Origin of the sequence: Deinococcus sp. AJ005 (assembly GCF_009017495.1) — a bacterium.
Lineage (GTDB): Bacteria > Deinococcota > Deinococci > Deinococcales > Deinococcaceae > Deinococcus.
Genome location: NZ_CP044990.1, coordinates 1,022,882 through 1,040,982 on the forward strand (window position 1 = coordinate 1,022,882; position 18,101 = coordinate 1,040,982).

The 18,101-nt window shown below is 64.5% G+C and carries 20 protein-coding genes; 16 read left to right on the forward strand and 4 right to left on the reverse strand.

Going from position 1 to position 18,101, the window contains the following annotated elements; all coding sequences use genetic code 11:
- The first annotated feature begins 13 nt into the window (after nucleotides 1–13).
- Nucleotides 14–970 carry a transcriptional regulator gene (locus DAAJ005_RS06840; RefSeq protein ID WP_151846460.1) on the forward strand — a complete coding sequence of 319 codons (957 nt, stop codon included), beginning with the start codon at nucleotides 14–16 and terminating at the stop codon, nucleotides 968–970.
- Between the two features lie 151 nt (nucleotides 971–1,121).
- On the opposite strand, the gene DAAJ005_RS06845 is transcribed toward DAAJ005_RS06840, so the two are convergent.
- Both DAAJ005_RS06845 and DAAJ005_RS06850 read right to left on the reverse strand, forming a co-directional pair.
- The gene (locus tag DAAJ005_RS06845) at nucleotides 1,122–1,940 is read right to left on the reverse strand and encodes a GNAT family N-acetyltransferase (RefSeq protein ID WP_151846461.1); all 819 of its coding nucleotides are present in this window, start codon (nucleotides 1,938–1,940) and stop codon (nucleotides 1,122–1,124) included.
- A complete protein-coding gene (locus DAAJ005_RS06850) occupies nucleotides 1,937–3,280 on the reverse strand; it encodes a leucyl aminopeptidase family protein (protein ID WP_151846462.1) in 1,344 nt (447 codons plus the stop codon). The genes DAAJ005_RS06845 and DAAJ005_RS06850 overlap by 4 nt, the downstream gene beginning before the upstream one ends.
- A gap of 146 nt (nucleotides 3,281–3,426) precedes the next feature.
- Between DAAJ005_RS06850 and DAAJ005_RS06855 the strand changes: the two genes are divergently transcribed.
- From DAAJ005_RS06855 to DAAJ005_RS06895, 9 genes are all read left to right on the forward strand, one after another.
- Nucleotides 3,427–3,864, forward strand: a complete 438-nt coding sequence (locus tag DAAJ005_RS06855) for a CBS domain-containing protein (protein ID WP_226342611.1) — start codon at nucleotides 3,427–3,429, stop codon at nucleotides 3,862–3,864.
- A complete protein-coding gene (locus tag DAAJ005_RS06860; RefSeq protein WP_151846463.1) occupies nucleotides 3,861–4,055 on the forward strand; it encodes a hypothetical protein in 195 nt (64 codons plus the stop codon). The genes DAAJ005_RS06855 and DAAJ005_RS06860 overlap by 4 nt, the downstream gene beginning before the upstream one ends.
- A gap of 33 nt (nucleotides 4,056–4,088) precedes the next feature.
- Nucleotides 4,089–4,616 (forward strand): cytochrome c oxidase subunit II, encoded by a 528-nt coding sequence (locus DAAJ005_RS06865; RefSeq protein ID WP_226342612.1) that lies wholly within the window; start codon nucleotides 4,089–4,091, stop codon nucleotides 4,614–4,616.
- A gap of 85 nt (nucleotides 4,617–4,701) precedes the next feature.
- The gene (locus DAAJ005_RS06870; protein ID WP_226342613.1) at nucleotides 4,702–6,435 is read left to right on the forward strand and encodes a b(o/a)3-type cytochrome-c oxidase subunit 1; all 1,734 of its coding nucleotides are present in this window, start codon (nucleotides 4,702–4,704) and stop codon (nucleotides 6,433–6,435) included.
- Nucleotides 6,435–6,866 carry a cytochrome c gene (locus DAAJ005_RS06875; RefSeq protein ID WP_226342614.1) on the forward strand — a complete coding sequence of 144 codons (432 nt, stop codon included), beginning with the start codon at nucleotides 6,435–6,437 and terminating at the stop codon, nucleotides 6,864–6,866. The genes DAAJ005_RS06870 and DAAJ005_RS06875 overlap by 1 nt, the downstream gene beginning before the upstream one ends.
- Nucleotides 6,867–7,126: 260 nt before the next feature.
- Entirely contained in the window at nucleotides 7,127–8,170 is a 1,044-nt protein-coding gene (gene rfbB / locus DAAJ005_RS06880) for a dTDP-glucose 4,6-dehydratase (RefSeq protein ID WP_151846465.1), read from the forward strand.
- Nucleotides 8,167–9,069: a glucose-1-phosphate thymidylyltransferase RfbA gene (gene rfbA / locus DAAJ005_RS06885; protein ID WP_151846466.1), complete on the forward strand. Its 903-nt coding sequence runs from the start codon at nucleotides 8,167–8,169 to the stop codon at nucleotides 9,067–9,069. The genes rfbB and rfbA overlap by 4 nt, the downstream gene beginning before the upstream one ends.
- Nucleotides 9,066–9,632 (forward strand): dTDP-4-dehydrorhamnose 3,5-epimerase family protein, encoded by a 567-nt coding sequence (locus tag DAAJ005_RS06890; protein WP_151846467.1) that lies wholly within the window; start codon nucleotides 9,066–9,068, stop codon nucleotides 9,630–9,632. The genes rfbA and DAAJ005_RS06890 overlap by 4 nt, the downstream gene beginning before the upstream one ends.
- Nucleotides 9,629–10,387, forward strand: a complete 759-nt coding sequence (locus DAAJ005_RS06895) for an NAD(P)-dependent oxidoreductase (protein WP_151846468.1) — start codon at nucleotides 9,629–9,631, stop codon at nucleotides 10,385–10,387. The genes DAAJ005_RS06890 and DAAJ005_RS06895 overlap by 4 nt, the downstream gene beginning before the upstream one ends.
- 69 nt (nucleotides 10,388–10,456) lie before the next feature.
- On the opposite strand, the gene glmS is transcribed toward DAAJ005_RS06895, so the two are convergent.
- Nucleotides 10,457–12,277 carry a glutamine--fructose-6-phosphate transaminase (isomerizing) gene (glmS, locus tag DAAJ005_RS06900; RefSeq protein WP_151846469.1) on the reverse strand — a complete coding sequence of 607 codons (1,821 nt, stop codon included), beginning with the start codon at nucleotides 12,275–12,277 and terminating at the stop codon, nucleotides 10,457–10,459.
- 510 nt (nucleotides 12,278–12,787) lie between these two features.
- Here glmS and DAAJ005_RS19430 point away from each other — a divergent pair.
- From DAAJ005_RS19430 to DAAJ005_RS06920, 4 genes are all read left to right on the forward strand, one after another.
- Nucleotides 12,788–13,069 carry an FmdB family transcriptional regulator gene (locus tag DAAJ005_RS19430; protein ID WP_370519785.1) on the forward strand — a complete coding sequence of 94 codons (282 nt, stop codon included), beginning with the start codon at nucleotides 12,788–12,790 and terminating at the stop codon, nucleotides 13,067–13,069.
- Nucleotides 13,066–14,178, forward strand: coding sequence for a S1C family serine protease (locus DAAJ005_RS06910; RefSeq protein ID WP_151846470.1), 1,113 nt, complete (start codon nucleotides 13,066–13,068; stop codon nucleotides 14,176–14,178). The genes DAAJ005_RS19430 and DAAJ005_RS06910 overlap by 4 nt, the downstream gene beginning before the upstream one ends.
- Before the next feature lie 167 nt (nucleotides 14,179–14,345).
- The gene (locus DAAJ005_RS06915) at nucleotides 14,346–15,260 is read left to right on the forward strand and encodes an SPFH domain-containing protein (protein WP_151846471.1); all 915 of its coding nucleotides are present in this window, start codon (nucleotides 14,346–14,348) and stop codon (nucleotides 15,258–15,260) included.
- 28 nt (nucleotides 15,261–15,288) lie between these two features.
- Nucleotides 15,289–15,474 (forward strand): hypothetical protein, encoded by a 186-nt coding sequence (locus tag DAAJ005_RS06920; RefSeq protein ID WP_151846472.1) that lies wholly within the window; start codon nucleotides 15,289–15,291, stop codon nucleotides 15,472–15,474.
- Nucleotides 15,475–15,570: 96 nt separating this feature from the next.
- Here the strand turns inward: DAAJ005_RS06920 and DAAJ005_RS06925 are convergent, their stop codons facing one another.
- Nucleotides 15,571–16,344: an SDR family oxidoreductase gene (locus DAAJ005_RS06925; RefSeq protein ID WP_151846473.1), complete on the reverse strand. Its 774-nt coding sequence runs from the start codon at nucleotides 16,342–16,344 to the stop codon at nucleotides 15,571–15,573.
- A gap of 79 nt (nucleotides 16,345–16,423) precedes the next feature.
- On the opposite strand from DAAJ005_RS06925, the gene DAAJ005_RS06930 reads away from it, so the two are divergent.
- Together DAAJ005_RS06930 and DAAJ005_RS18895 are read left to right on the forward strand one after the other, a co-directional pair.
- Nucleotides 16,424–17,740, forward strand: a complete 1,317-nt coding sequence (locus DAAJ005_RS06930; protein WP_370519818.1) for a S8 family serine peptidase — start codon at nucleotides 16,424–16,426, stop codon at nucleotides 17,738–17,740.
- 92 nt (nucleotides 17,741–17,832) lie between these two features.
- Nucleotides 17,833–18,003: a hypothetical protein gene (locus tag DAAJ005_RS18895; RefSeq protein ID WP_192930891.1), complete on the forward strand. Its 171-nt coding sequence runs from the start codon at nucleotides 17,833–17,835 to the stop codon at nucleotides 18,001–18,003.
- Nucleotides 18,004–18,101: the final 98 nt, after the last annotated feature.

Genomic DNA, 18,101 nt, shown 5'->3' on the forward strand with positions numbered 1-18,101 from the left:
GAGTGCCAGCCCTATGTTTCCCCCAGAATCCAGTTCACCGCAGGCCACGTCCACGACCCGCAGCACGGCGCGCGGTGAGGTGGAACGCGCCCGATTGATGAGCGATGTCCGCGATCTGGTCGCCATTTTGCGCGGCCAGCCCAACGAGCTGCTGCCCTTCGAGTGGGTCAAGCATCTGGCCCCGCAAGGCGAACACAGCCTGGGGGTGCAGGCCATCGAGGTGGCCCACATCATCGGCTCGGTGGACCGGTACCGCGAATTTGACCGCCATTATCTGCCCAAGGAAAAGCATCTGGACGAGCGCTGGATCGGCGTCCGCAGCGCGCAGCTTCAGGGCAAGGAACTGCCGCCCATTCAGGTGTACAAGGTGGGAGAGTTGTACTTCGTCAAGGATGGTAATCACCGCGTTTCGGTGGCCCGCCGTCAGGGGCAGGCGTACATTGACGCGCATGTGATTGAGCTGAACGTGACCGTGCCGCCGGAGGAAAGCGACACCCTGACGGACTTGATCATCAAGGGAGAGTACGCGCAGTTTCTGCGGGCCACGGGTCTGGACGTGCTGGTGCCGGGCCACCGCGAGATTCTGTTCACCACGCCGGGGCGCTACGACAAGCTGCTGGAACACATCCGCACCCGCCAGTATTTTCTGGACCGCAAGCCGGAGCGCGCCGGACTGCCGCCCGTGACCTGGGAGGAAGCGGTGGTCAGTTGGTATGAACGACTGTACCTGCGGATCGTGGACAACCTGGACCTGCACCACGTCATGTTCCGTTTTCCGGGCCGCACCGAGGCGGACCTGTACCTATGGACCATGGACCACAGGTACTTTCTGACCCAGAAGTACGGCCATGACGTGGGCAGCGAGGAAGCCGCCCGCGACTTCGGCAAACGCCACTCGCCCCCGGCCTACAAACGCCTGGGCCAGCGCATGCAACTGCTGCTGCGGGGCAAGCTGGATTCGGCGATGTGATACGGACTCCGATTGAATCGTTTGAAAAACGATGGAAATCCGAGCGGACGCGAGGAGGAGAAGGACGGGTTCCGGGCGTGGAGTTAACGGACCGGCGCTTTCCCGGTTTGTTAACGAAACAGACGGAATCCGTATGATGTGTCGGCCCGAATTACGGCAAGCTCTTGCGCTCGCTCCAGAAGGTCTTGAGCTGGGCCACCCGGAAACCGTGCCGCTCCAGATTGCGCTGACTGCCTGAAGCAAAAGCCGTCGTGACGGTGGCGAGTTCGCAGTCTGCCGCTATGGCGCTCAGGCGACGGTGGATTAGTGCGGCCTGAGCGCCCCGCCCACGAAACTGGGGCAGGGTGGCGGCCCCAGTAAGGTAAGCCACATCATCTCGCACGCACAGGCTGGCGACGGCGGCGGGCTGTCCGTCCACGAGGGCCAGGTAACGGCGTACGTCTAGCTCCTCGTTTTCGAGAACCGCCAGAGCCTGCTGTGCCGGGTCCGTGAATCCATAGCCTGCCAGCAGCATAGCATTGAAAGCCGCCGTGTCCTCGTCCGGCGACAGTTCGCGGATCTGGATGCCTGCAAAGGTCCGGGCCGGGGGAGCCTCTGCCGCTGCGTAGAGCGTCACGCCCACGCCGATGGGTATGAATCCCCGGTCAAACAGCGCGGCCCCCAGAGTCGGCGTCAGGTGCGTCGCCCAGACACTGAGGCGAGGGGCAATCCGTTCAGACTGATATACGGACAGCACCTCGTTCAGCTCAGTCAGTCGGTCCTCGGTCAGCCTGGAGACTGTGTTGTACCAGGGCAACTCCGGCAGGGCGCGCACCATCGAGGCCCACAACCCGTCTCGCCCGAACAGGGTGATGCCATAGGGATTCCCGGCCAGATCGGAGGCCCGGCGCAGTGCGTCCCAGCCCTTCTGGCGAATTGCCGCCTCCAGGCGCTCGATCAGCGCTGGCGTGAGCGGCGGTACAGCCGTCAATCCTTGCCCGCCAGCACGTATTCCACCAGCGTGGCCACGCCCCAGCCCGTGGCCACGTCTTCCTTCGCGGCGTTTCCGGCGATGTCCAGATGTGCCCACGGACGGGTCACGAACTGTTGCAAAAACAGCGCGGCCTTGATGCTGCCCCCGGCGGGGACCATGTCGCTGTTCTTCAGATCCGCGATGGTGTTTTTGCGGTAAGACTTCAGGTACGGCTGGTGCAGCGGCAACTCCCACAGCAGTTCCCCGGCGGCCTCTGCACCTGCTTGCAAACGCGCTGCCAACGCACGGTCAGAGCTGAACAGCGCAGCCATGTCGTTGCCCAGCGCCGCCACTTTCACGCCAGTCAGGGTGGCCAGATCGACAAGTTCGGTTGCGCCCTCGTCGCAGGCCACGGCCAGGGCGTCGGCCAGGACCAGACGGCCCTCGGCGTCGGTGTTGGTCACTTCCACCGTTTTGCCGTTGGCGGCGCGGTACACGTCGCCGGGGCGCATGGCGTGGGGGCCAACCATGTTTTCGGCGGCGGCCACGTAGGCGCGGACCTCGGTGCCGTCCGGGATGCTGGCGCGCAATTCGGCCAGGGCACGCATGGCCCCCAGCACTGCGCCTGCGCCGCCCATGTCGTTTTTCATGCCGTACATGCCCGCGCCCGACTTGAGGCTGTACCCGCCCGTATCGAAGGTGATGCCCTTGCCCACCAGCGCGATGATCCGGGTGGCCTCGCCCTTCGCGGGCAGGGTCAGGCGAATGAGCCGTGGCCCCGTCACGCTGCCCGCCGCCACCGCCGCCAGCAGGCCCATACCCCGCGCCTCGATGGTGGGGCCATCCCAGACTTCCACCTCGACGCCATGCCCGGAAAGCTTCTGTGCCTCACGCGCCATCGTTGCCGGGTTCAGGTGGTTGGCCGGGGCGCTGACCAGTTCGCGGGCGAAGGTCACTCCTACCGCCATGCCCTGGATACGTGCCAGGGCAGCGGCCTCCAGCCCCTCTACCTGAAGCTGAACCTCTTCTTGCTGATTTTCCCCACCCTTGTACCGGCGGTCCTGCCAGCCTGCGGCCAGCGTTGCGGCGGCCAGCGCGGCGGCGTGATCCGTCGCAGCCACCTTCACCGTCTCTGCCTTCAATTCACGCGCCAGTTTTGCCAGGGCTGCACCCAGTTCGCGGGCGTCCTGCGCGTCTGCGGGGGCAATGGCCAGGGCCGTATCCCCATTTTCGCCGCGCGAGATCAGCCGGACCTCGCCCGCTTCCAGGCCACGGGTCAGGCGTTCGGGCCAGTCCGCGCCCGTCCCGGCGAAGGTCAGCGAGAGGGCGGGGCGCTCCAGCGAATCCACGATTTGCATGGGGGAAGTAAAGCACGGCGAGGCGCTCTCCAGGAGGCGAAGTCCTGAGCTTATGCGGATTTTGCGTTCTCACGTTTGCTGTCCTGGCCGCGCCGTAATGCCTCCGTAATGCTGCTCCTTCACTCTTGCGGGCATGGAGGAACAACATGCTGGTCCATGAGTTAATGAGCGCCCCAGTCGTCGTCGCGCCGCCCTCGCTGTCCCTGCCCGACGCGGCGCACCTGATGAAATCGCGCGGGATTCGCCGCCTTCCCGTGGTGGACGGGTCCCGGCTGGTGGGCATCGTCACCGACCGCGATCTGCGCGAGGCCCTGCCCAGCAAGGTCAGCAGCCTCTCGCCGTGGGAGGCCACCACCCGTCTGGCCGCCGTGAGCGTGCAGGACGTGATGCGCCGCAGCGTGCTGACCACCACGCCCGATGCCGACGCCCGCGACGCCGCCCACACGCTGCTGCACCACCGCGTCGGGGCGCTGCCCGTGATCGACGACGCGGGGACCGTGGTGGGCCTGCTGACCGTCAGCGACGTGCTGCGCGACTACGCCCGCCCGGCACAGACCCAGAACGGCACGGAGGCCAGACCATGACGCGGCGGCCCACAACGCAGCAGGCTCCCGAAGTCGTGAAGATCCAGGTCCGTGAAGAAGCCCTGCCCGCGCAGGAGCCGGAAACGCGCGGCCCGGCCCCCATCGGCACGCTGGTCGTGGTGGCGGTGGTGGTCCTGTCGATCATCTGGCTGTGGATGCTGGTGCTGGGCATTCAGCAGGGGCGGGCCTAGGTGTCGGCTCCGCGTCCAGCCGGCCCACGTCCGGTGAATCAGCGTCTGGACCACCACACGCTGGAAAAGTACGAGAACATCTGGTTCGGTATCGCCACCGTCATGGCGCTTTTTCTGTTCGTGACCGTGCTGGCCAGCTTCTTCAGTGGCACCTATCCGTCCTTGACCGGAGAGGGCGGCCACCACATCACGGGCGTTAAGAATGGGCGGCTGAACCCCAAAAACTTTGCGGCCACACCGTTTGCTACCCCCGGCCTGCGCCAGAACGCCGACGGCACGTATGAAGCCTTCGTGGTGGCAAAAGCCTTCCAGTTCGAGCCTGCCGTGCTGAAAGTGCCTGTCGGCAAACCCATCACCATCCATGTCACCTCGGCGGACGTGCTGCACGGCTATTTCATCGAGGGCACCAACATCAACACCACCGCCATTCCAGGGCAGGTGTCCAGCTTCACCACCACGTTTCGCCGCCCCGGCACCCTCAACGTGATCTGCAACGAGTACTGCGGGACCGGGCACCACAACATGATCAACGGCGTGAAGGTCGAGGTTCAGGAGCCGTAGGGCGCTGGGTCAAACCGTCTAAAGGTCCTAATCGTCAAACCGCTGGAAAGCCCATCCTCTGTGCCATTTAAAGGAGTCTCAACCTGTGACGACCTCACCCATCCTTTCGCCTCACGCCGCGCGCGAAACGCCCGTCATCTCGGACGCGGCGTATCTGGCGAGCCTCAAGAAAGTCACGCAGTATTACATCGTCACCGCGTTTCTGGCCCTGTTTATCGGCGTGCTGATCGGGCCGCTCCAGGCACTGAACTACGGCGGCATCAACGTCTATGACATGCCCATCATCAAGGGACTGCTCAAATCGTATTACCAGGGCCTGAGCCTGCACGGCGTCCTGAATGCGCTGGTGTTCACGCAATTTTTCATCAGCGGCTTCCTGCTGTACCTGCCCGCGCGCGATCTGGGCATGCGGATCAACATGAAGTTCGCGTGGTTCACGTACATCCTGATGACGGTGGGGCTGCTGACCGCCGCCGTGCCGCTGCTGATGAACGACGCCACGCTGCTGTACACCTTTTACCCGCCGATGGAAGGCAGCCCGGTGTTCTACATCGGCGCGGCAGTCATGGTGGGGTCCAGCCTGCTGGTGGTGGGGCAGGTCGTGCAGATGTGGATGCGCTGGAAACGGGCCAATCCGGGCCGCGTGACCCCGCTGGTGGCCTTCATGTCTGTTGCCACCTGGATGATGTGGGCGGTGGCCTCGCTGGGTCTGGTCATTGAAGTCGTGTTCCTGCTGATTCCCTGGTCGCTGGGCTGGGTGGCCGGGGTGGACCCACTGATCTCCAAGACGCTGTTCTGGTGGACCGGGCACGCCATCGTCTATTTCTGGGTGCTGCCCGCCTACATCGCGTGGTATGCCTTCCTGCCCAACCACGCCGGGGGGCGTATCGTCTCGGAGCCGCTGGTCCGACTGACCTTCGTGATGTTCCTGCTGAACTCCACGCCTGTCGGGCTGCACCACCAGTATGCGGACCCCAACATCTCGGCCACCTGGAAGACCATGCACATGTTCCTGACCTTCCTGATCGCCATTCCCAGCCTGCTGACTGCCTTCAGCGTGGCGGCCTCGCTGGAAGACGCGGCGCGGGCGCGGGGTGGGCGCGGATTGTTCGGCTGGATGCTGAAGCTGCCGTGGGGCAAACCCACCTTCAGCGCCCCGGTGCTGGCGATGGTCTCGTTCATCCTGGGCGGGGCAGGGGGCATCGTCAACGCCAGTTCCACGTTTGCGCCCGTCATCCACAACACCGCCTGGATTCCCGGCCACTTCCACATCACCGTGGGTACGGCCACCACCCTGACCTTCATGGGCATCTCGCTGTGGCTGATTCCGCACCTGACCGGCAAGCGGATGCCCAGTGTTCGTCTGGCCTCAGCGGCGGTCTGGACATGGTTTATCGGCATGATGGTCTTTGCGCTGGGGATGCACTGGGAGGGTCTGGTCGGCGTGCCGCGCCGCGCGCTGATCAGCGCCACCGCCCAGAGCGTGTACCGCGACATGCCCATCCAGATTCCGCAGATGCTGACGGCCATCAGCGGCGTGATCCTGCTGGTCAGCGCCGTGATGTATTTCTACGTGCTGTTTCGCATGCTGCTCTCCAAGCGTGTGGACGACGGTGAGGTCAGCTCCCCGATTCCCTACAGCGAGGTCATCAGCCCCGCCGGACAGAATCTGGCTGGAGCGAGTGCCCTGGTGCGTTTCACCGAACCGCTGCTGGCGCTGTGGGGCGTGGCGCTGCTGCTGGTGCTGCTGATGTACGGCCCGGTGATTGCCCGCCTGTTCGCCAACGCCGAACTCGTTCCTGGCTGGAGGCTGTACTGATGAGCGATGAAATTGGACACGAGCGTGGATTTTCAGGCCGCGAGATTACCGCCGCTGTAGTGTTCGTGGTGCTGGCCGGGGTGATCGCCTTCACCTCCTTCAACACTGGAATGGGCATGTCGGGTGGGGCAGGTGCGGGTGAGATGACGGCGGCAGTCGCCAGCGCCCCGGTGAACGGCCAGTCGCTGTACGCCAGCAACTGCGTCGGCTGCCACGGTGCGAATGCGGTGGGCGGTATCGGCCCGGCGCTGGGCGTGACCGCCGCCTGGACGCCCGCTGAATTTGCCGCAGCGGTGCTGCAAGGTCAGGCTCCGGGGGGCCGTGCCCTGGCCCCGGTGATGCCCCGTTTTGCAGAGTCGGGCTTTGGCGGCGAGACAGCCACCGACGAGCAGGTGGAGGCCATCCACTCATATGTGAAAAGCCTGCAATAGAGCGGGGCCTGGGACGGGGGCAGAGAGTGAAAGGCTCTCTGCCCCCCGCCTTATCGATACTGCTTCAGGCAAAACACGGCAGGGCTGGTCCTGGCCACCGCGTTCTCTGGAAACCGTCGGTCTTTCTCTGCTGCATTCTTGATCTGCCAGCGTGCGGGGAGGTGCCGGGCCAGTGTGTCTGGGCCAGGCGTGTGGTTGTTCGGGAAGCTGGGGCAGCCGCTTCGCCCCAAACGGATGGTCCTGGCCTTACTCTCGGAAGCATGACGACTGACAACCTTTCCAGCAGGCTTCTGGTTACGGGAGGCTGCGGCTTTATCGGCAGCAACTTCGTGCGCTACTGGCTGGGCCAGCATCCTGAAAGCCGTGTGGTGGTCTACGACAAACTGACCTATGCGGGCCGCCGGGAAAATCTGGCGGACCTGTGGGACGATCCCCGTCTCTTGCTGGTGGTGGGCGACATCGGCGATCAGGATCTGGTCCGGTCCACCTGCCAGCAGGAAAAGATTGATCTGGTCGTCAATTTTGCCGCCGAGACCCATGTGGATCAGTCGATCCTGGGACCGCTGGTCTTCACCGATACCAACGTGCGTGGCACGCATGTCTTGCTGGAAGTGGCCCGCGAGCTGGGCCTGCGCCTGCACCACATCAGCACCGATGAGGTCTACGGCCACGTCCGCGACGATCATCAGAGTATGGAGACCGATCCCCTGTTGCCACGCAGTCCTTACGCTGCCAGCAAGGCCGCCGCCGATCAACTGGTGGGGGCGTATGCCATCACCTATGGCCTGCCCGTGACCATCACGCGCGGGGCCAACAACGTGGGGCCGTACCAGTACCCCGAAAAAGCCGTGCCGCTGTTTGCCACCAACGCCATTCTGGGCGAGCCGATTCCGGTCTACGGTGACGGGTTGCACATGCGGGATTACGCCCATGTCTATGACCACTGCACGGGCATCGAAACCGTTTTGCTGCACGGCCAGATCGGTGAGGTCTACAACATCGGGACCGGACGCGAGATGACCAATCTGGACATGGTGGATATCGTGCTGGACACGCTGGGTAAGAGCCATGATCTGATCCGGCATGTCACGGATCGGCCTGGCCATGATCGGCGTTACAGCATGAACGTGGACAAACTGAAGGCTGTGGGCTGGCAGCCAAAATACGATCCGAAGGAAGCGGTGGCCGAAGCGGCGAAGTGGTATGCCGAGAATCAGACTTGGTGGGAACCCATCCGCAGCGGTGAGTTCCGCGAGTATTACGATAGGCAGTACGCCGAGCGGCTGGCCGGGTTAGAACCATGACTGCCCCGGAATCTAAACGGCGGGGCATCATCCTGGCCGGGGGCAGCGGCACGCGGCTGTATCCGGCGACGCTGGCGGTCAGCAAGCAACTGCTGCCGATTTACGACAAGCCGATGATCTATTACCCGCTGACCACCCTGATGCTGGGCGGCATCCGTGAAATCCTGGTGATCAGCACGCCCGAGGACACCCCGCGTTTCAAACAGTTGCTAGGCGACGGCACACAGTGGGGCCTGAGGCTTGAATATGCCGTGCAGCCCGAACCCGGCGGGCTGGCGCAGGCGTTTCTGATCGGCGAGGAGTTCGTGCGCGGCCATGACAGCGCCCTGATCCTGGGCGACAACATTTTTTACGGCAACGACCTGTCGGACCTGATGACCTCGGCGGGCCAGAAGACTGAGGGGGCAACGGTGTTCGCCTATCAGGTCAGTGACCCGGAGCGCTACGGTGTGGTGGAATTCGACGATGCGGGCCGCGCCCTGTCCATCGAGGAAAAGCCCGAGCGTCCCAAATCGGACTTTGCGGTGACGGGGCTGTACTTCTATGACGAGCGGGTCACGGAACTGGCGCGGCGCATCCGGCCCTCGGCGCGCGGTGAACTGGAAATCACGGACATCAATAACCTTTACCTGCAAGAGGGGCTGCTGGACGTGCGGGTGATGCGCCGGGGCTTCGCGTGGCTGGACACGGGCACGCACGAGAGCATGCTGGAGGCCAGCCTGTTTATCCAGACCATCGAACACCGCCAGGGCCTCAAGGTGGCCGCGCCCGAGGAAATCGCCTGGAGATCGGGCTGGATCAGCACCGGGATGCTGCTGGAACAGGCACACAAACTCGCCAGGAACCGCTATGGTCAGTACCTCCTCAAGCTTGCCCAGGAAACGCGGAGCCGCCCATGACTGACCTGCCTGACCGCCCCGAGCTGACCATTCCCCTGACCGCGTCCGCCCTGGCGGCCCTGACCTTCGAGACCTATCCGCCTGCGCCGCAGATTGATGGTGTGTGGGTCCAGGCCCTGAAAAAGAACCGCAGCGAGAACGGCGCATTCATGGAATACCTGCGCCTGGATGACGCGGGTGTTCAGGGCCTGCCCGGCCAGCTCACCCCGCGCCAGATCAGCGTGTCGTGGGCCGCCGCCGGACGGATCAATGCTTTTCATATTCACGTCAAGGGGGAGCAGAACGAAATCTGGTGTGTGCTGAGCGGGCGACTGGTGATCTGGCTGGTGGATTGCCGGGCGGGCAGTTCCACACAGGGCGTGAAGCGCAAGCTGGTCCTCAGCGGCGAGCAGCCCATGCTGGTGCATATTCCAAGCGGCGTGGCGCACGGTTACCAGGCAGGCGAGACAGGCGCGACATTGCTGTACACGATGGACGCGCAGTTCAATGCGAATGATCCCAACGAGGGCCGCCTGCCCTGGGACCACTTCGGGGCTGAGTTGTGGGCCGAGGATCGGGGATGAAAGTGCTGCTGACTGGGAGCGGGGGACGGCTGGGCACCGAACTGCGCGCCCTGCTGCCCGAGCTGGGAGCCGAGACCGTGGCCCCCACTTCTGCGGAAATGGACATCACCGACATCACACAGGTCGTGGCCGTGGTACGCCGTGAGCGCCCTGATGTGATTGTCCACGCGGCGGCCTACACCGACGTGGGCGGCGCAGAGCGCAACCGGGACCAGTGTTGGGCGGTCAACGTCGGCGGCACCCGCCACATGGCGCACTCAGCCAATGCTGCGGGCGCGAAGCTGGTCCAGATCAGCACAGATTACGTATTCAGCGGCGAAACTGGGAATTATAGTGAGGACGACACGCCCGGCCCAGTGGTCAATTTCTACGCCCTGAGCAAACTGGTGGCCGAGGAAGCCGCCCGCACTGCACAGCGCCACCTGATCCTGCGCACCAGCTTTCGCCCGCGCGAGTTTCAGTACTCGGTGGCCTACAGTGACGTGTTCACCGGGCAGGATTACGTGGATATCATTGCGCCGATGATTGCGCTGGCGGTGGCGCACGCGCTCCAGATCACCGATGAGGTGCTACATATTGCCACCGAGCGCAAGAGCGTCTACGAGTTGGCACGGCGGCGCAGGCCCGATGTGCTGGAGGGAACGCGCGCCGAGGCGGGGGTGACGCTGCCGGGAGACGTGAGCCTGAATACCGGGCGCTGGGGGCGTCTGCGCTGTCAACTACTCGCCGCGCCTGAAGTGCCAACCCTGCACTGAACCTAGCTGAGGAAGTGGCCCCGCACATTCCTGCGAAGCCACTCCCCTCCATCACTCGTAATTTTTGAACTACTCCACTGTCACTGATTTCGCCAAGTTGCGTGGCTTATCCACGTCCTTGCCCAGCGCCGTGGCCGTGAAGTAGGCCAGCAGTTGCATTGCCACGGCGTTCACCACCGGACTGACCATCTCGTGGGCGCGGGGCACATAGATCACGTCGTCGCCGTGGCGGGCATTCTCGGTGTCTCCGTCGCTCAGAAACAGGATGACCTTCCCGGCGCGGGCGCGCACTTCCTGCACGTTGCTGATGGTCTTTTCCAGCAGGCGGCTCTCGGTGGCGATCACGGCCACGGGGAGGTTGGAATCGATCAGCGCAATCGGGCCGTGCTTCATTTCACCGGCTGCATACGCCTCGGCGTGGATGTAGCTGATTTCCTTGAGCTTCAGCGCGCCCTCATAGGCCGTGGGGCTATTGACGCCGCGCCCCAGGAACAGATAGTCGCGGGCGTGAGCATACTTCTCAGCCACGGCCTTGATCGCCTCCACGCGCTCCGGGGCCAGCGCTTCCTCCACCAGCCGGGGCAGTTCGCGGGTGGCCTTGAGCAGTTCCGCCCCCTGTTCCTCGCTTAAAGTGCCGCGTGCCCGGCCCAGCCAGAGTGCGAGCATCACGAAGGCGCTGACCATCGAGGTGTACGCCTTGGTGCTGGCCACTCCGATTTCCGGCCCGGCGTGGATGTACAAGGTGTCGTCCAGCTCGCGGGTCATGCTGCTGCCCTTGGCATTGATCACGCCCAGCGTTTTCGCGCCGTGCTTCTTGGCCTCGCGCAGGGCTTCCAGTGTGTCAATCGTCTCGCCCGACTGGCTGACCACAATCGCCAGCGTGTTCTCGGATACCAGTGGGTTGCGGTAACGGTACTCGCTGGCCACATCCACTTCCACCGGAATGCGCGCCAGTTGCTCAATCAGGTACTCGCCCACCAGTCCGGCGTAAAAGGCGGTGCCGCAGGCGATGATGCTGATGCGCTTGAACGAGGAAGGATCGAGGTTGATGTCCAGATTGACCTCGCCCGTGTCGTCGTGCAGGCGGCCAATCAGGGTGTTGGTCAGGGCGGTGGGCTGCTCGTAGATTTCCTTGAGCATGTAGGTGTCGTACCCGCCCTTCTCGGCGGCCTCGGCGTCCCAGTCGATATGCTCGATCTCGCGCGTCTGCTCGTTGCCTTCCAGATCGGTGATGCGGAAGCCGTCGTCGTTCATGACCACCATGTCGCCGTCGTGCAGGAAGACCATCTTGCGGGTGTAGGCCAGCAGCGCAGGCACGTCCGAGGCCAGGAACATCTCGCCCTCGCCGACGCCCATCACCAGGGGGCTGACCGTGCGGGCCGCGACGATCTCGCGGTGATCGACGTGCGTGACCACGATGCCGTAAGCGCCGCGCACCTGTCCCAGCGCCGTGCGAACCGCCTCGTACAGGTCGCCGCTGTAAGCTTCCTCGATCAGGTGGGCCAGCACCTCAGAGTCGGTCTCGCTCTTGAACTCGTGGCCGCGCGACATCAGGGCCTCTTTCAGCTTCAGGTAATTCTCGATGATGCCGTTGTGGATGATGACGATCCTGCCGTCCTCGGTGGCGTGCGGGTGCGCGTTGGTGTCGTTGGGCAGCCCGTGCGTGGCCCAACGCGTGTGCCCGATGCCCAGCGTGCCGCTCAGTGGGTGGCCTTCTAACTCCGCTTCCAGGTTGGCCAGCTTGCCCGCCTTCTTCATGACCGCGATAGAGCCGCCGTCGCCAATCGCCACGCCCGCGCTGTCGTAGCCCCGGTATTCCAGCTTGGAGAGGCCCGAGATCAACACGTCCTGGGCCTGACGCCCGCCGATATAACCCACGATTCCACACATAAGAACTCCTGCCCGCCTGCTTTCACAAAAGACGGGGATGCCTGTTTGGTTTTGTGTGGCGTGTTCGGCCTTATTCCCACGTTGCCGCTGGGGTTTATCGCCGAACTTCCCGCATCTGCTTGATACAGACACGGCGGGTAGGTGTCGCCCACACCTGGAGGCATCCGCAGAACACTCGCTGACCTCCACCTCGTTTCCCACCCGCACAGTCTGGGTGGGCCTTGCGCTGCCCTGTTGGTACAAAGTCCCCCGGCATGAGAAGGGTTTGCGGATAGATCATAACACCCGCCTGCCGCCTCTGCTGAGTGTGTTGCTCAGATGACGCTAGGGGGTGGGTAATGGAGGGGAAACAGAGTCGGGAGTGAGACAGTCTGCCGTTTGTCCCCGGCTGCGCTTGCTAGGCTGTGCCTGTAAGTCTGTGCCCGTAAATCTGGGGCCTGCTGAGCAATGCCCTCCGCGCACCCCTGATCCTTCGATCTCGCCCACCTCTGCCCCAAGGAACCTCTGCCCATGCCCACCTACCTGTACAAGAACATCGACACCGGAGAAATCTACGAGTTGCGCCAGAGCATGCGCGACGACGCCTACACCGTGCACCCCGAGACGGGCGCGGCGGTCAAGCGTGTGCTGGCGCGGCCCAGCATCGCCTTTAAGGGCAGCGGCTTTTACGCCAACGATTCGCGCCCCCGCGAGAAGTCCGAGAGCAGCGGCGGCGGCGAGAGCAAGCCCGCGCCCAAAGCCGAGAGCGGCGGCAAGAGCGAAAGCAAGAGCAAGGGCGGCGGCGAGGGGTGAACGCCGCCCGCGCTATAGGCGTTGCCCTGCTGCTGAGCGCGGCGGTGGCGGGCGCGTATGTCTCGGGCCGGGTCAGCGCCCAGCGCGCCCTGGTCACGCCAGACGAGATCAACACGGTGGAGGTCACGCAGAACGCCCTGCAAGCGGTGGTACGGATCGACAACCGCCTTCAGCGCGATCAGTTGCAGCCTGGCGACGATCCCATCGAGACGGGCACCGGCTTTTTTTACAAGAAAGACCTGATCGTGACCAACTACCACGTCATCGAGTTTCAGGACTCGCTGAGTGTCACGCTGTACAACGGGCGCAAGGTGTCCGCCAAGATCGAGGGCGTCGATCCGGGCATCGACATCGCCATCCTGCGTGTGACCGGCGTGACCGCCCCCAAAACCCTGAGCTTTGGCAATAGCGCCCGCCTGATTCCGGGGCAGAAGCTGACCGCGATGGGCACGCCCCTCAAGATTCCCAACTTCGTCAGCACCGGCATCTTCAGCGTGATGGCCAGCGCGGACAACGTGCCGCGCAACGACAACCTGGGCGGCGAGATCGGCGAGTATCTGATGACCACGGCCAGCATCCAGCAGGGCAACAGCGGCGGCCCGATCCTGGATTCGCGCGGGCTGGTGGTGGGCGTGGCCGATGCCAACGCCGCGCCCAACAACCTTGTGCCCGGCGTGATCGGCATCGCCATTCCCGGTGACATCGTCAAGCAGAGTCTGGACGATCTGGAGAAGATCGGGGTTCCGCAGCGCGGCACGCTGGGGGCCACGCTGGTGAATCTGGACACCCTTCCCCCGGCCCTGCGCCAGCTCGCGGGCCTCTCCAGCTCGGAAGGCGCGCTGGTGATGGATGTGCCTGCCGGAAGCGCCGCCGCCCGCGCGGGCCTGCGCGGCAGCCTGCGCAACAGCAGCGATCAGTTGCTGGCCCCGCTGGGCGACATCATCGTGGCGGTGGACGGCGTGCGCGTGACGAACTCCTTTGACGTGACCCGGCTGGTGGCCACCAAACGCCCCGGCCAGACCGTGACCCTGCGCGTATGGCGCAACAAGAAGAGCGTGGACGTGAAGGTCACGCTGCTTAAGCGGACGCTGCAACAGACCGGGCGCTAGAGATGGAAACAGGGGAGACGGGGTGCTGGACGGCCCCGTCTTTTCTGCTGCTTCTGGCGGCGGGAAAGCTGCCCGTGTTGTCCTGGCCTGCGCGCTTCAGTTGACCGGGAACTTTCCAGTCCCACCCTCGTATCAGAGTGATATCACCCTGAGAGGAGGGAAACGGTATGAGTGAACTGAAGAAAGCCCTCGAAGCTGTTGGACCGGAAGGTGGAATCTCCACACGCAATGGCGTGGCGAGCGTGGAACGTGCCGCTTTCGGCTTGCCGGGCGTGCCGATCTTTGTGCTGTGGCTGGCGCTGGTGGCGGCGGCGGTGTGGCTGCTGGTGGCGGGACAATTCCTGCTGAGCGTGGTGCTGGGCGTCCTGCTGTTCTTCGCTGTGATCGGGTTTTTCATCGTGCAGCCCAACCAGGCCAAGGTGCTGACCCTGTTCGGGCGCTACGTGGGCACCGAGCGGCGCAACGGCATGTACTGGACCAATCCGCTCACCATTCGCAAGAACGTGTCGCTGCGAATCCGCAACTTCAACTCCGAGCGGCTGAAGGTCAACGATCTGTCGGGCAACCCCATCGAGATCGCCGCCGTGATCGTGTGGCGCGTGGTGGATTCGGCGCGGGCCACCTTTGATGTCGAGGACTACGCCGAATTCGTTGCCATCCAGTCCGAGACGGCCCTGCGCCACCTGGCCTCGCAGTATCCCTACGACAACTACGAGGAAAGTGGGATGAGCCTGCGCGGCAACGCCGACGAGGTGGCCGAGGCGCTGGGCCGCGAACTGGCTGCCCGCCTGCGCCACGCTGGGGTGGAAGTGCTGGAAGCCCGCCTGTCGCATCTGGCTTACTCGCCGGAAATCGCCGGGGCCATGCTCCAGCGCCAGCAGGCCAGCGCCATCATCGCCGCCAGAGCGCAGATCGTGCAGGGCGCGGTGGGCATGGTGCAGATGGCCCTGCGTGAGCTGGCCGAACAGAACATCGTGGAACTGGACGAGGAACGCAAGGCCCAGATGGTCAGCAATCTGCTGGTGGTCCTGACCAGCGAGCGCGGCACGCAGCCTATCGTGAACGCCGGAAGCCTGTACTAGCGCGCCCCTGTAGGCAGAGGAGGCACGCATGGCAAGGAAGAACTACCCCCTGCGAATCAGCCCCGAACTGTACGCAGCGCTGGAGCGCTGGGCCGCCGATGACCTGCGAAGCGTCAACGCCCAGATCGAGTATCTGCTGACCCAGGCGGCGCGGGAAGCGGGGCGGCTGAAGGCGGCGGCAGAACGGAAAGAGAAGCCAGACACTCAGGATTGAAGAGATTTCTCAGAAAGCCCTCTCGCTTTGAAGAGGGCTTTCTGATGCCTGCTCACCAGAGGACAGCCGTGGTGTGGGATGGACGCAACGTTCTACTCAGCGGCTCCCGTACCGCCGCTCAATCACTACCCGCCGCACGATGCGGTCCGCCAGCCCCGGTAGCAGGCTGTCCAGCAGCGCCACAGCGCGGTAAATCCCCGGCACGGTTACTTCGCGGCGCGGACGCACCAGCACCCCAGCCACGGCGCGGGCCACCACTTCCGGCCCCGGCATCGGCAGGCGGGCGCGGGCGGTCATCTCACTTTTCACAAAGCCGGGCGAGATCAGGCTGACGTCCACGCCACTGCCCAGCAGCTCTCGCCGCAGGCCGTGCGAGAAGCCGCGTATCCCGAATTTGCTGGCACTGTACATGCCGTTGGTGGCCGCCCGCCCTGCCACCGAGCCGATGTTGACGATATGCCCGCTGCCCCGCGAGCGCATTTCCGGTAGCACCAGCCGCACCAGTTCAATGGGCGCTTCCAGATTCACGCGGATCACGCGCAGCGGATCGGGATCGTCCCACCACCAGCCCTGCTCCACCGTGACCCCGGCATTGTTGATCAGCACGTCGATACGCCCGAAGTGCGCGTGGGCGGCGGCGATCAGGGCTTTGCGTGAATTGGCGTCGGTCACGTTGGTGGGGACGGCGATCACGCGTGAGCCGCTGGGATCGAGTTTGCGGGCCAGGGCGGCCAGTTGATCCTCGCGGCGGGCGGCCAGCAACAGCGCGTGCCCGCGCGCCGCCAGTTCGCGGGCCGTCGCCAGCCCGATGCCACTGGACGCGCCCGTGAGGACCACCACGCGGCGCTCGGAAGGGGATTTTGGAGTCATGGACCGGATGCTAGCGCCCTTACCGAAACCAGTTCCTCAGCCGGGCATCAGGCACAGGCGGCAGACTGTGGGCGTGAAGCTGTCCCTCCTGACGTTGCCGCTGCTGTGCGCCGCCCTGCTGAGTGTGGGGGGGCAGGCCGCCGCACCGGGCAACATTCCTGCGCTGCCGCCGGGGCAGACGGCACCCGTTCCCAGGCCTCTGGCCCCAAAGCCTCCAGCCGTCAAGCCCCCGCCAGTGCAGACACCAGCACCCCAGCCGCTTCTGGAAATCGCGCCCACAACCCCGCCCCGTTCGCAGACCGCGCCTCCGCTGGTGCCGTTGCCGGGTGCGCCTCCGTCCATCCCCACACCACCCAAACCCGTTCCAGTTCCGCCCGCCGTCTACCGGCCCGCTGACCCGCTGTTCACCCGGCAGTGGGACATGACCACGATTGGCATGCCGCAGGCGTGGGCGCTGCTGCCAGAAGTGGTGCAGAAGGGCGGTATACCCAAAGCAATTTCCGTTACGGTGGCCGTGCTGGACACCGGATTCGTTAGCTCGCCGGAATTGGCTGGGCGCGTGGTGAATGGTTACGATTTCGTGCATGATCCCGCGCGGGCCGGGGACGGCGACGGGCGTGACATAGACGCCTCCGGGGTGGGCCAGTTCGCCTATCACGGCGAGGTGGTGGCCAACATCATCGCCGCTGCGCACGACGGGCGGGGGATGGCGGGCATCAACCCGGCGGCGCGCATCGTGCAGGTGCGGGTGGCGGGCACTGACGGCCTGATCGATCCGCAGGATCTGGCCGATGGGCTGCGCTGGGCGGCGGGAATCCCAGTGCCGGGCGTTCCGGCCAATCCCAATCCAGCAAAAGTGCTGAACCTGAGTCTGTTCGCGGACTTCATTCCGCTGACCGGCTGCGACGCGCGCATCCAGAATGCGGTCAGCGCCGTGAATGCAAAGGGCGTGCTGATCGTGGTAGGGGCCGCCAACGACGGTGCGGACGCCTCCGGCTATTCGCCTGCGGGCTGCCGCAACGTGCTGACCGTGACCAGCGCCACGCAACAGGGCACGCGCCCCGATTACGCCAACTGGGGCCGCAGTGTCGCCCTCGCCGCGCCGGGAGGGGAGACTGGCCACGGCGTTCCCGTCAGCAGCCTGAGTGGGCCGGGAGGCGAGCGCAGCCCAAACGGCACCAGCATGGCTGCCCCACATGTGGCTGGAGTTGCCAGTCTCCTCCTGAGCGTGCGCCCCCGCCTGACGCCCACGCAGCTTCGCGCCCTGCTGATCCGCACCGCCACCCCGTTTCCCGGCGGGCGTTGTGACCCGGCCCCAGCCCGCACCTGTGGCAGCGGCACGCTGAATGCGGCAGCGGCGGTGCAGGAGGCACTGGCCTCCAGCCTGGGCAAATAAGCGGACAGACAGAGCGCTATGCCCCGCGACTGTTGGCCGACAACCCATGTCCCGCGTCCTGAACGCTAGGATGGGTGCATGAGGTTTCAAGCATGAACGCTCCCGTCTGGCGCGTCTGGCTGGTCACGGCGCTGGTGTGTGGCTGGGGCATCCTGACCATTCGTTTCGTGACCACCAGCAACTGGCCGCTGGCTATTGTCAGTCTGGTGCTGGCCGTTTTTAACGGTTACACGTTGTACCAGTTGACTCGCAAGGGAAAATAGGGGAGAGCCTGACAACATTAGTTTTGTGGCAAAATTTCCGAGATTAGAGATTATTTAGTTCGTAGGGTAAAAAAATTGTGAAGGAGGCAGGCCAGCCT